The following is a 13,744-nucleotide window of genomic DNA, read 5'->3' as shown; positions in this document are numbered from 1 at the left end:
CTAATTAAAAATATACCTATCTTGTATCCTATAAGATAACAAGAAAATCAAACAATCTACAAATATTTTTATCAATGATGAATCAAGACCCAAAGATAAAAATAGCCTATCCACTAAAAACGCTGATAAAATCATTTGGCATAGCCATAAAATAATATATTTGTAAAAAACACTTTTAGAATCAGATTCATCCTTAAAGACTATGTTTTTATTCACATTATAATTGAAAAGTCCAGAAATTATCCTAGCACCTATTGTAGATATCCAAATTATTATGGACTGACTTTTTACAATATTTATCAAAGTTTTAGTAAATAACCTAAAAAATCCTATGTCAACTAGCCAAGAAGAAAGTGATGATAAGATAAATTTAAAGAAGGTTTTAAACATTACTGAATATATTTTTATAGAATCCTTAACTGGATTAAAGTGGGTTTCGCTGTTATTATCAAAATAAACTGTCTCTATTGGGATTTCTTTGATTTTCTTTCCACTTTTAGAACAATTTATAAGCATATTAATTTCATACTCAAATCTTTCACCATCAAGATCTAGAAAGTCTTCCATATGACTTTTACAAATTGCCCTAAGCCCTGTCTGGGTATCCCTTATCTTATCCTTAAACATCAACTTATAGATAAAACTGGTTAACTTATTTCCAAAAGAACTTTTGAAGGGTACATTTTCTTCATTAAAGTCCCTAGAACCCAAAAATAAAATATTTTCTTTTGACCTACTTGCTATCTTTGCAATATTAAAAAGATCTTCAGCCCTATGTTGACCATCAGAATCTGCAGTAATTACATAGGAAAAGTCAGAGTAATTATTTAATATGTAATTAAAAGAATTTTTTAAGGCCCTTCCCTTACCAAAATTTTTATAATGGTCAAAAACATCTATACCTTGATTTTTTAAGCTAGCAAAATATTCTTTATATTCATTCCTACTTCCATCATTTACCAGAATAATCCTTTCAAATCCTTTTTCTCTCAACTCTTTAAGATAATTAGTTAAGATATGTCTGGGAGGATTTAAGGCTGGTATTAAAACTATAATATCTTTCATTTTTTATCCTTATATAATCCTTGAATTTCAAATAAATTCTAACACACTAATATTTTTTTGTAAAATAAAGAAATTTAAAAAATTTCATTAAAAAAAGACAGGCTACAATGACCTGTCTAAATATGAAAAAAATAAAAAAATTAATGGTGCTGGTGGTGGGACTTGAACCCACACGTTCCGGAGAACAACAGAGTTTGAGTCTGTCTCGTCTGCCAATTCCGACACACCAGCATTAACACTACCTGTATATTATAACACCATAATTTTATATTTGCAAATTTTTTTACATTTTTCTCAATCTTTTAAAATCTACATAAATTTCTCTTAGGCTTTTTATTAATTTCTTTCCTTTGTCCGAATAAATAAATTTTAAAGTTCCAAGAGCTGAAAGTATGCCTATAAGTATTCCACAAATTACATCTGATGGAAAATGTACATATAAGTATAGCCTAGAAAAAGCAATTAAAATTGCAAGTATAGTGGACATTATCTTGATAGTTTTTGACTTTGAAAAAAATAATATTACTGTTAGCATGCAAAATGAAATTGCTGAATGTCCTGATGGAAAGGATGGGTCTTGCGGTTTTAAAACTAATAATTTTATCCCATCAACAAGTTCAAAGGGTCTTGTTCTTCCAACAGCAGGTTTTAATATTAAATTTACAATAATAGTATTAACCAAAAGACAAAGAACCATTAGCTTTGCCATTTTTTTATATTCTTTTGTTGTAAGAAAAATCAAAATTAATAATATCCAAAAAATCCCCATATTACCAAGGGCAGTTACTGTTGTCATCATCTTGTCCATCAAGGGACTTTTCAAGCCTTGTATAAAATTTAAAATAGAAATATCTATTTTTGTTATAAAATTCATATTTTCCCCTTTATATCTTTTGAATAATTTTATCATAAAGAAAGAAAATAAAAAAGACTGCCCTTGCAGTCTCAGAGCATAGACAAAGTACGAATGTAGATAATATTTTATTTTAAAATAAAAATCAAGCTACGTACCATCTCGACTAGATGATTGTGCCTTGATTTGGCACAATCATCCCTAAAACTAAGTGCGAAAGCAAGAGTAAGTTTGAGAATCAAACTTGTTTTAGTGTGAGTAAAACGAACGCATGGAGAGATCTCATGAGATTTCTCCGCTCGTTGCACTCGGTCGAAATGGGTAAGTTTTTTACTTTGCCAACATACTGAGACTGCTCTTGCAGTCTTTTTATTCTACTTTTGTATTTACAGTTTTTCTTATCATTTCATCACATTTTCTGATTCTTTCTCTTTGGGCCTCATTTACTTTATCATAATATTTGCCACCCTCAAGAAAGTCTTCTGTCATAAAATCTTTTGCCAAATATCCATTTTCATCACGCATATGGCCATTCCAAATTGGATGTATTTTGACATCTCCAAGTTTTATTTTTCCTGTTTTATTATTTCTAAGAATATTTATATCATAAAGAACTGATTGCTCAGTTCTTATATCTCCCAATACATCGTAAGATTGGCAAGCTATAAAATTTCCACAAGAATAAGCATGTATCCTTCTTTTCCATCTTTAGTCTTATACCTTTCAGCAGGTTGAGTAACGTGAGGATGGTTTCCTATTACAAGGTCTGCTCCCCAATCTATCATATCTCTTCCAAGCTTTATTTGCTCATCTGTTGGATAAGATTGATATTCAACTCCCCAGTGAGGATAAACAATTATTAAATCTGCCTTATTTTTCTTAGCCTCTTTTATATCAGCTTTTATTTTTTCTGGCTCTAAATAATTGATTACATCTTCGGGTTTATTTTCTGTAACTAGACTATCAAGTCCATTTACTCCATAAGTATAAGACATAAAGGCAACTTTTAATCCTTTAACATTTCTATAAATAAACCTATCTTCTCCTGGTTTTCTTGTACCAGTATGTGCTACTTTATATTCATCCATAGCATCAATTGTATCAAAAATACCCTCTTCAAAAGAATCTACTGAGTTGTTGTTGGCTGTTGATAGCATATCAAAACCAGCATTCTTTATATCTCTAATATATTCTTTTGGTGTTGTAAATTGAGGATATCCGGAAGGTTCTCTAGTTTTACTTACACTTGTTTCAAAATTTCCAATAGTAAGGTCTGAATCTGATAGAAAATCTTTTACATATTCAAATTGATTTGAAAAATCATATTTACCATTTCCATAATTTCTAGCATAGTCAACTTGGCCCATATGAGCCATCAAATCTCCACCAGCTTTTATATTAATTATTTCATCCTTACTTTTCTCATCAAATTTTTTAGGCCTTTTCTTATCAATTTTTACAATGCCCTTGTTCTTATCATTTTCTTTTTTTACTTCCTTATTTGAAACAGAAATATCTGAAGAAATATTAGATTTTCCATCCTGTTTTTTACAAGAAGATAAAGAAAATGCCATTAAAAAAACTAATAAAAGACTTAAAATTTTCCTATATTTTTTCATTTCTACTCCTTTATTTATAAAATCAATATATTTTCTTTATTATATATTATTTTATAAATAATGTAATATTAAAATGAAATTTGATATCTGATTGCAATTATACAAAGAATTACTGCAAGTGGGACATAAAAGTATCTTCCCAAATTATACCAGCCATCTCCATGTTTATATTTTGCATTTTTATTAATTTCTTCTAACAAATCTTCTTTTTTCATAACCCAAAACCATGATATAGCTCCCATAATAGCAGAAATAGGTAGGATATAAATTGTTACAAAGTTCATCCAAGTACCCCATTTTGCTATTGGGTGTAAAAACAATCCACAAACAAATACTATTGTCATTAGGGCAATTAAAACATGAAGCCTGTTTAATTTTTCAAATTTTGATGTTATTGCTTCGGCAACTGTTTCAATCATTGATTGAACAGATAAAACTCCTGCAAATACAATTGCAATGTATAAAATTATTGCAAAAATTCTTCCTCCTGCTATTTCTTGTAAAACTTTTGGTAATACAACAAAAATTAATTTTGGTCCTTCTGATTGGGAAAAGCCAAAGGCGAAAGTTGCAGGAAGCATTACAAATGTTGAAAGCATGGCTGCTGTTGTGTCAAGACTTGATGTTATTGTTGATGAATGAACTATATCTTCACTATCAGGAAGGTATGACCCATAAACAACCATTACCGTTGATACAATTGATAGGGAAAAGAAGGCTTGTCCCATTGCAGCAATCCATAATCTTATATCAAGTAATTTTCTAGGATCCATTGTAAAAATAAACTTGTACCCTTCAATAGCCTTATTTAAAAATGCAATTCTTATTGCCAAAATTATAAATAAAATAAAGAATAATGGCATCATAAAAGAATTTGTTTTTTCAATTCCCTTTGTTCCATAGGCAAGCGTGAAAAATACTATAATTATTAATAAGAAATGCTCTTTTGCTAAAACAAAATCTTTTGAAGAAATTGATTCAAACCAAAGATTAGGATCTTGAGTTAACAAAGTTCCTGTTATCGAATCAATCAAAGCTTTAAGAACATAAGTAATTACAACAGTATATCCAATAGCTAGAAGAACAACTCCAACCAAGGGAATCCATCTTAAAACTCTTCCAACTCCTTCCTTGTTTCTAGATTTCCAAACTTCTCTAAAAACTCCCATAGGACCTGACTTATATTTTCTTCCAACTGCACTTTCTGCAGAAAGTCCCACACGACCAAATAAAAATACAAAGAACAAATAAGGTAATAAAAAAGATAGTCCCCCATTCATTCCTATTTTGTAGGGAAATGCCCATACGTTGGCAAGTCCTACTGCACTTCCAACGCATGCCATAATAAATCCCCATTTGTTAGTAAATTTCGAATTATTTTCCATTATTAATCTCCATAAATTTTAAAAAGTAACCTTAAATACTAAGGCAAGTATTGATAGGCCAATAGCTATTGGAACATATACAAATTTTCCAAGCTTGTGCCATTTTTCTCCAACTTTTTTCTTAGCTCCCATATTGACTTCTTCCAAATGTTCTTCTTTTTTCCAAAAATAAAACCAAGTTATAGCTCCAATTGATGCTCCTATTGGAATAATGTAAATTGACACAAGATCCATCCATGGGCCCCATTTTCCTATTGTTTCCATATTCATACCAACCAAAAATGTAATAAGACCAATAATAAGTAAAGCATAAACTCTCTTTATTTTTTTGTATCTATGCATCAATGATTCAACAATTACTTCGAACATATTTTGTAGAGAAGAAATTCCTGCAAAAACAACTGCTGTATAAAGAATTATAGCAAAAATTCTTCCACCCCTAATATTTTGTAAAATTGTTGGCAAGACCTCAAACAAAAGACCAGGACCACCAGCTTGTGAAAGTCCAAAAACTAAAATAGATGGAACAATAACACAAGATGATAAAAGGGCCGCCAAGGTATCAAAAATTGCTGTTGATTTTGCTGCTGATAAAATATCTTCCTTTTTATCTAGATAAGATCCACAAACAATCATCCCACTTCCAGTAACAGAAAGAGAAAAGAAAGCTTGACCCATAGCATTTATCACTGTATTTAAAGATAGTTTATCATAATCAAACCTAAACATATACTTGTAACCATCAATAGCATTTGGCAAAGTCAAAATAAAAATTGCAATAATTAAAAACAAAATGAAAAATGATGGCATCATGATCTTATTAGATTTTTCAATAGTATGAGCTCCCTTAAGACATGTTAGAAGTGTAGCTAAAATTATAATAAAATGATAAAAAACTACAGAATAATCTTTATTAGCAAAAGACTCAAACCAAGTTTTGGTATTAACAACCATAAGCTCACCAGTAATAGAATCCACCAAGGCCTTCAAGACATAAGAAACTATAACAGCATATCCTATAGCTATAAATAAAGACCCTATCAAAGGTAAAATCCCTATATTTTTACTAAAAAAAGAATGAATTTTATTATTATTTTTTGAATTTAAGGCATATTCATAAGAGCCCAATGTTCCAGTTTCAGCTCTTCTACCTATTGCAAATTCACTTGATAAACCTACATAAGCAAAAAGAGAAACAAAAACTAAATAAAATAATAAGAAAAACATCCCACCTTCTTGAAATTTGTAAGGAAATCCCCAAACATTTGCCATGCCCACGGCACTTCCTACTGCTGTTAGGATAAAACCTAACCTAGATGAAAATTTTTTTTCCTTGTTCATATTTAACTCCTTTTTACTTTAGTACACCAAGGTGTTGGTGTCCTATTGAACTTGTTTCATTATATCATACATTTCAAATTTGTAAAATAAATTTAAAAAAGAATTAAATACAACATTTTCCTACAATTTCATAAAAGTAAACCTGCCAATAGCAATCACTTTTCTCCTATCATCAAAAACATCACAATCAATATTAATTAGCCTACTACCAACTTTTTTTGCCATACATTTTGCATACAAAAATTCAGTATCCTTACCTGCCCTTAAAAAATTAACATAGCCGTCGCTAGTCACAAATTCTCCATCAAAATATTTAGAAGCTTCTTTGCCACAAGCCGTATCAATCAAGGTCATAGTTACGCCCCCATGGATAATGCCGTTAATATTCATACAATAATCCTTGATTGGAATTTTTGTAATTATAGATCCATCATCGCCTTTTACATATTCCATTTCTAAAAAATCAACAAAATTCATAAAACTTCCTTTCTATTCAATAGGGCAATTATATCATTTTTTGTAAAAAATATAAAAATGGTATAATTTATAGGCAAAGGAAATTTTATGAGAAAAATCTTATTTATTTTATCGTCTAAGGCTGGAAAAACCGAGTTCGATATAAAAAAACATGATATAGAAAAAATATATAATAAAAAAGACCTAGAAGAAAATGTAGAAATTATTCACACTTCTTATAAAGACCATGGGAAAATTGCTGCCAAAAATTTTATTTATAAATACAAAAACTTAAAAAAAACAATAATAGTTGCAGGTGGAGATGGGTCTTTAAATGAAATTGCAAATGTAATATACGAAAATGATTTAGAAAATACTAGTCTAGGCCTTATACCGATGGGAACAGGAAACGACTTTTCCAAAAACTTTTCCTACAAAAATTTTAAAGTGGAAAATCTTTTAAATTTGAAAGATAGAAAAATCGACCTAATAAAAGTAAACAATAAAATCGGTATAAATGTTCTCTCCATAGGATTTGATACCCTAGTATTAGAAAAAGCTTATGAATTTTTGAATAAAAATCCACATTTAGGAAAAAAAGCCTACCTTCTTGGAGTTATAAAAGCTCTAAAACATTTATCCTACAAGGACCTATCTTTTAAAATTTATGATAAGGATAATAAGGCTATAGAATTTGAAGATAAATTTTTACTATCTGCTATCTGCAATGGTGGCTATTATGGGTCTGGTTTTAATCCTGCCCCAAGTGCAAAGATTGATGATGGACTTTTAAACTTAGTTTATGCCAAAAAACTACCAAATCTTTTGTTGCCTTCCCTTATTATTAGGTACAAGTTTGGTTTATTGGAAAAATCAAAATATTTAGACGAAATAAAAATTAAAAAGGGTCAAATAAGGTCAAGTGAAAAAATACTCGCCAATATTGACGGTGAAATATTTGAAAGTAAGAAAATAAATTTTCAAATACTAGAAAATTCCTTGACTTGGACTTATTTTGATAAGACACAAAAAAATGTTAGACTAAAAATCTAACATTTTTTTATTGTTCTTATTTATTTTTTCTTTTTTTCTTTGAAAAGCCCAAAGCTGACAATGAAATTCCTAGACTTGATAAAACTGTTGATAAGCTTGCAACTCCAGTACTTGGATTTTTATTAGTATTATCCTTATTTATTACTGTTTTTGTTTTCTCCAATTTTCTTGATGGATTAATTTGCTTATCTTTACTTTCATTTACATTTTTATCTTCAGGTTTTTTAGGATTTTCAGGTCTTTGTCCAGATTTATTTGGTTTTTCTGGTGTTTCACCTGGTGTGCCTGGTTCATTTGGTTTTTCAGGTGTTTCGCCTGTTGTGCCTGGTTCTTTTGGTTTTTCTTCGCCTGGATTTCCTGGATCTTTTGGATCTTCTTCACCTGGGTTTCCTGGTTTATTTGGTTCACCTGGCTTTTCTGGTGTTTCACCTGGTGTGCCTGGTTCTTTTGGTTTTTCTTCGCCTGGATTTCCTGGATCTTTCGGATCTTCTTTACCTGGTTTTTCTGGATCTTTCGGATCTTCTTCGCCTGGTTTTTCTGGATCTTTTGGATCTTCCTCGCCTGGTTTTTCTGGATCTTTTGGATTTTCTTCACCTGGTTTATTTGGATCTTCTGGATCTTTTTCGCCTGGTTTATTTGGATCTTCTGGATCTTTTTCGTCTGGTTTTGTTGGATCTTCTGGTTTTACTGGTGGAATTTCGCAGACATTTTTAGTTCCGATTTCTATAATCTTATCTTGTTTTTCTGTGATTGTCTTAGTATCCCTTGACACTTCCTCGCTGTTTTCTATCTTAACAGTGGTTTCTGTCTTACCTGGTTTTCCTTCTTGAATGACCTTAGTTTTTCCAGCTTCAAGATTTGGGTTTTCTCTAATGATGATATCGTAAGCTTTTTCGCTTTCGTAAGTGAATTCGCCATCAGTCTTAGAACCATATTCTACAACTCTATTCTTTGGCTCAGTTCTTTCTTCTTTTACTTCAAGCTTACCAGTTTCCTTATTGAAGGTTGTTGTATATTTCACAGATCCCTTAGAGCCTTCTTCGATAACTTTTTCTTCACCAGCTTTAAGCTCTGGGTTGTGTCTATACTCAGTGTTGTTACCAAGTTCAGTTTCCTTAACAACTGGCTTAACACCGATTCTAACTACCCTATCTTCTTTTTCTATGATAGTCTTTGTAGTTTCTGTTGCTTCTCCAACTGGCTTAGAATCTTTTATCTTTTGGGTAATTGTAACTTCTTCCTTGCCTGCTTTTCCTTCATTTTCGATTTTTTGGAATCCAGCTTCAAGGTTTTCATCATAGATTACTTTTGTTTCATAAGGAATTTCTCTTTCGATAGTCTTTGTAGTTTCACCTTCAGATGGTTTCTTACCTACTCTTACAATTCTCTTTTCTGGAGCTTTTGTTTGTACTGGTTTACTTTCTTCTGATTTAGTTACTTTTCCATTTACTATAGTATGAGTTACAGTTATTTCTTCTTCACCAAGTTTTCCTTCTTTATCGACTACTGTTTTACCTGGTTCTAGAGTTTCATCTACGATATATTCAGTTTCAAATTCAACTGCTTTAGTTTTCTTAGTTTCAAAAGTACCTGTAAAGTCATCACTACCCACTTCGATAATTTCTTTAACTGGTGCTTTTGTTTCTTTTGGTTCTGAAGTTTTTGTTACTTTAGAGTTTTCGATAGTTACTGTAAATTCTTCTTCACCTTCAACACCTTTTTGAACTACCTTGTGTTCACCCTTCTTAAGTTCAGGGTTTACCCTTACTTCTACTTCAAATGGTTTCTTATTGGTGTAAGTGTGAGTTCCATCAGATTTTGCACCAACTCTAATCTTTCTTTTAACTGGTTCTTTTGTTCGTTTTGTTTCTCCACGAACTTCTTCACCAGCTGTACCATTTTTAATTTCTCTTGTTAGCTCGGTTTCTTGTTCGCCTAGCTCTCCCTTTTGATCTTCTACAATTTCACCTGGTTTTAGGCTAGGATCAACTGTTACCTCAGTTTCAAATGGAATTGGGTCTTTGTCAACAGATTTAATCTTGCCTGTGAAGTCTTCATCACCAACTAAGATTACTGCCTTCTTAGCCTTCTTTGTTACTATTGGTTCAGATGTTTCTGTTACCTTTGAATTAACGATAGTTAGGTTTTTTTCTTGTTCTCCCTTTTCTCCCTTTAATTCATTTCCTTCATCATCAGTAGCATATTTCCATTCGCCCTTCTTAAGTGATGGGTCTTTTCTAACTTCTACTTCAAAAGGAATTTCTTCTTTGATTTTTTCAGTACCATTAGTCTTACCACCGATTTTAACAACTCTGTTTTGACCTTCTTCTTCTGTTTCAGAAGTTACGACCTTCTTTTGGTCCTTATCATAAGTTGTTGTAATAGTTACCTTGCCATTTTTACCTGGAGTCACTTCTTCAGTCTTTCCAGATTCGAGGTTTTCGTCATAAACATATTCTGTGTTGAATGGTTTTTCTACAACTTTTGTTACTGGTTTTGTACCAACTTTTACAACTCTATCAGTTGCTTCTTTAGTTGTTTTAAATTCGCCTTCTTTAGTTTCAGAAACTTTTCCATCCTTGATAACAAGTGTGTTTGTTCTTTCTTGTTCTCCTGGATTTCCTTCCTTAACAACTTCTTGTTGATCAGCATCTAGGTTCTCATCGTATTCGATTACGGTCTTGTAATCTATGTTTTTCTTTTCAACTATTTCGTGAGTACCTTCATTTGTTCCCTTACCTACTTGGATTAGGGCATCTTCTGCAGGGTCTTCTGTGACGGTTGGCTCGCCATCGACTTTGGAGTTTTTGATTGTCCAAGTTGTTGTTTTTGTACCAACCTTACCTGGTTTTACGATCTTGTATTCACCTTTTTTAAGTGTATCTACTTCTTCAACCTTATATTTAAATGGTAATTCTTCCTTGTGTTCTACCTTGCCTTCGGTATTTCTACCTACTTTTATAATTCTCTTTGTAGGAGCCTTTGTTTCAGTAAATTCTCCTGTTTCAGTCTTTGTTACATTGCCATCTTCGATTGTAAGAGTGATATCCCTCTTCTTTTCTCCGGCTTCACCTTTTTGAATTTCTTTGGTTTCCCCTGGAGCAAGACTGTCGTCAAATTGGATTTCAGTTTCAAAACCTACTTCAACTTTTTCTTCAATCTTGTGAGTACCGTCATTTACACCTTCACCAACGTGGATTAGACGTTCTTGAGGTGCTTCTAGTTCTTGCTCATCTTCTTTTGTAATTTTTGAATCTTCGATTGTATAGGTTACTTTCTTAGATCCTTTTTTACCTTCGGTGATGACTTTGATTTCGCCTTTTTTAAGATTTCGATCTTTTTCTACTTTTGTTTCAAAAGGAATCTCTTCAGTTTTTTCAACTTTTCCGTTAGTCCCATAAGCCATAAATTGAGCTTCTGTCTTCTTTGTGCCTACTTCTAGCTTGCCATCTTCTTCATAATAATGAGCTGTTACTGGTACATTTAGGAGAGCTCCGTCTACTGTCCTGCCTTCTTCAGCATTTGGTACTGTAGCAGTTATCTTACCAGTTTTTTCATCGATACTTACATTCCAAACATTACCCTTATCATCTGTGTAGGTTGGTGAATCAATGGTAAACTTACCTGGTCTTCTGTTGTAATGATCTTCTGTATTTAGGATTACATCTGAAGAAAGCTTATCTCCTGATTTACCAGCTTTTGCATTATAACGAGCGGTCATGTTTGCTCTTTCTTCGATTACGAAGTAGGCGTATGATTCTTCGGTTATGTCCTCTCCTGGTTTTTGTTCATCTACATAGTGAGCAACTACAGGTACTGTAAGTTTTTCTCCACCGTCAAAGGCTGTAGGGTCCACTGGCTTAGCAGAAACTTTACCTGTTTTTTCATCAACTTTTACAGTCCATTTATTTCCCTTATCATCTGTAGCTAGTTTATTGCCGGCTTCATCAGTTTCTAGGGTGTCTGGAAGAGTGTAGTGTTCTGGTGTTAATCTCTTACCATCTTCTGTTACTTTTGCCTCAGATGTTTGCTCATTAACTGGGAAGTTAACTTGGGCATCGTATTCTGGCTTGATATAAGTTGATTCTTGGACTACAAAGTGGAACCAGTGTACGTCCTTTGACCCGTTTGTGTAGGTGTATTCTATAGGGATAGCTACAAAGTCTCCTGCCTTGGCAGACTTTGGAGGTGTGATTGTAAAGTTTGCAATGTCACCCTTGCCTAATTCAACTTTCCATTGGTCTTCTGGTGCCTTGCCTTTATTTTCTTTGTTTATAAAGTCCATGATAAGCCTACCTGAAGCTTCTCCCCTGCCTTCAGCTGCATTCATTTCAGCTGCCGACTTATCAGTCTCTTTTGGTTTTTCTGGTTTTACCATACCTACCTTAAATGGTTCGCCTGGTTTTACTTCTGATGATGTCACCTTAGATGTATCCTTACCATTGCCATCTTCAAATGATTGGTCATAGTATCTTGTATCATCTAGGTTTAGCTTGAAGCCACCAATTAGGTTGTAGTGGTCGTAGCGGTCGATGCCTTGCTTGTCAATTGTGACATTAGTTCCCTTATGATTGATGTCGGAAGTACCTGCCTCTGATCCTGTGTAGGTTCCTGTGTAACCAAATTCGTCTGGTGTTTCTGCTATCTTTTTAAATTCTTCTGCTGTTCTTGGACGGGCAAAGAATTTGACATCAAGGTTTTGAAGGGCCTTGTAGTCAGGTGTATTGAAGATTGAGTCTTCATTGATGATAGTTTTACCAGATTCATCCTTCTTTAGGGCACCTTCCGGCATCTTGATGTGGATATTGCCATTATCTCCAATATAGGCACTTGCTCCGGGAACAATATCTCCTGTAATTGGGTTATAAACTTGGCCTACTAGTCTTTCTTTGGCATTTTCATCAATATTATCTACCTTGATTCCGGTATCTATATCTTGGCCTTGGACAAAAACCTTTTTGTTGTAGGACCCATTTAATTTTAATAGCTCAAGCTTATCATTTTCATTTGGCCATGGATTTACCTTGTAACCTAAGGCGAAGTTACCAGCAAAAAACTTAACTCCTGGGTTATCTTGAGTGTAATTATCCTTCATACCAAAGGAGGTGGAAGAATTTTCTTTGTTATTAATGTGCTTTAGGGTTTCTTCGCTGGCTTCGTAGTTTAAATTTCTTTGTGGTCCAGCACTGTCCATCGTACTATTCTCTGTTGGTTGGTATGTTACATCAGGAGATTCAGGAGTAAGTTTTTCTCCTTGGCCCATCATAGGTTTTTCACCTGTTGGTACAGATACCTTTCCACCGTCTGTAACAGTAATACTGGTATAGGTTCTTTGACCAGTTTTCTTGTCTATGGTAATTTGGTAACCATATTCAGTCTTACTTGGTGATGTAGAAGATGGGTTTTTAAATTCGAATTTAAAACCGTCTTTTACTTTCTTCTCATCAGTTTTATATTGAGTCTGATTTGGATCTCCCGGTTGGAGGTCTGTTTGTTTATAACGTTCAGATCCATCGTAGTCTTTGATTTTTCCTTCATCTTCACCATAGTTTGGATCATCTGCTTTTTGAAGGTTTTTATCTTCTTGAGCTTGACTTCCAGATTCTCCAGCTCCTTGAGCTTCAGGTGTTTTTTCTTCTGATAGAAGAAGATTTTCTTCTTTTGTGTCAGAATTATTTACTTCTGTAATATTTTTATCATCATTTCCAAGATTTTGAACAGATGGTTCATCTTCTCTTTGTTGATTTTCACTTATATAGCTTGGGTTATCTGGATTTATTTCATCTGCTTGGGCTATACTTGCGCCTCCCATTACAAATGAAACAGATAAGGCCAATGCTATAATATCTTTTTTCTTGTTCATTTTTTTACCTTTCTTACTTTATTTTCAATTTAGTACAAACTTGGTATCATTATACCATGACAAAAAATTATGTCATAGGTTTTTCCATTTTTATTTATTATTATTTTTT

The 13,744-nt window shown here is 32.7% G+C and carries 9 protein-coding genes and 1 tRNA gene; 1 reads left to right on the top strand and 9 read right to left on the bottom strand.

Annotated features, from left to right (window positions below; all coding sequences use genetic code 11):
* The 8 genes from CJ192_RS00930 to CJ192_RS00900 all read right to left on the bottom strand — a co-directional run bounded on the left by CJ192_RS00930 (window position 1) and on the right by CJ192_RS00900 (window position 6,740).
* Window positions 1-1,065: a glycosyltransferase gene (locus CJ192_RS00930; RefSeq protein ID WP_102197421.1), complete on the bottom strand. Its 1,065-nt coding sequence runs from the start codon at window positions 1,063-1,065 to the stop codon at window positions 1-3.
* A 144-nt stretch (window positions 1,066-1,209) separates the two neighbouring features.
* Window positions 1,210-1,296, bottom strand: a tRNA-Leu gene (locus CJ192_RS00925).
* A 52-nt stretch (window positions 1,297-1,348) separates the two neighbouring features.
* Window positions 1,349-1,939, bottom strand: coding sequence for a phosphatase PAP2 family protein (locus tag CJ192_RS00920; protein WP_102197420.1), 591 nt, complete (start codon window positions 1,937-1,939; stop codon window positions 1,349-1,351).
* A gap of 348 nt (window positions 1,940-2,287) precedes the next feature.
* Window positions 2,288-2,560 (bottom strand): hypothetical protein, encoded by a 273-nt coding sequence (locus CJ192_RS09400; protein WP_244897260.1) that lies wholly within the window; start codon window positions 2,558-2,560, stop codon window positions 2,288-2,290.
* Between the two features lie 20 nt (window positions 2,561-2,580).
* On the bottom strand, window positions 2,581-3,537 hold the full coding sequence (locus CJ192_RS00915) for a CapA family protein (RefSeq protein WP_244897259.1): 957 nt from the start codon (window positions 3,535-3,537) through the stop codon (window positions 2,581-2,583).
* A 68-nt stretch (window positions 3,538-3,605) separates the two neighbouring features.
* The gene (locus CJ192_RS00910; RefSeq protein WP_102197419.1) at window positions 3,606-4,922 is read right to left on the bottom strand and encodes a sodium-dependent transporter; all 1,317 of its coding nucleotides are present in this window, start codon (window positions 4,920-4,922) and stop codon (window positions 3,606-3,608) included.
* An 18-nt stretch (window positions 4,923-4,940) separates the two neighbouring features.
* The gene (locus CJ192_RS00905; RefSeq protein WP_102197418.1) at window positions 4,941-6,263 is read right to left on the bottom strand and encodes a sodium-dependent transporter; all 1,323 of its coding nucleotides are present in this window, start codon (window positions 6,261-6,263) and stop codon (window positions 4,941-4,943) included.
* A 120-nt stretch (window positions 6,264-6,383) separates the two neighbouring features.
* Window positions 6,384-6,740, bottom strand: coding sequence for a PaaI family thioesterase (locus tag CJ192_RS00900; RefSeq protein WP_004818894.1), 357 nt, complete (start codon window positions 6,738-6,740; stop codon window positions 6,384-6,386).
* An 87-nt stretch (window positions 6,741-6,827) separates the two neighbouring features.
* Between CJ192_RS00900 and CJ192_RS00895 the strand changes: the two genes are divergently transcribed.
* A complete protein-coding gene (locus tag CJ192_RS00895; RefSeq protein ID WP_102197417.1) occupies window positions 6,828-7,772 on the top strand; it encodes a diacylglycerol/lipid kinase family protein in 945 nt (314 codons plus the stop codon).
* A gap of 16 nt (window positions 7,773-7,788) precedes the next feature.
* Here CJ192_RS00895 and CJ192_RS00890 read toward each other — a convergent pair whose 3' ends face one another.
* Window positions 7,789-13,635 (bottom strand): G5 domain-containing protein, encoded by a 5,847-nt coding sequence (locus CJ192_RS00890; RefSeq protein ID WP_244897258.1) that lies wholly within the window; start codon window positions 13,633-13,635, stop codon window positions 7,789-7,791.
* Window positions 13,636-13,744: the final 109 nt, after the last annotated feature.

The organism is Anaerococcus hydrogenalis (genome assembly GCF_002871895.1).
Taxonomy (GTDB): Bacteria; Bacillota; Clostridia; order Tissierellales; family Peptoniphilaceae; genus Anaerococcus; species Anaerococcus hydrogenalis.
Note: the sequence above shows the minus strand (reverse complement) of the source record. Positions and strands in the feature narration are given on the sequence as shown.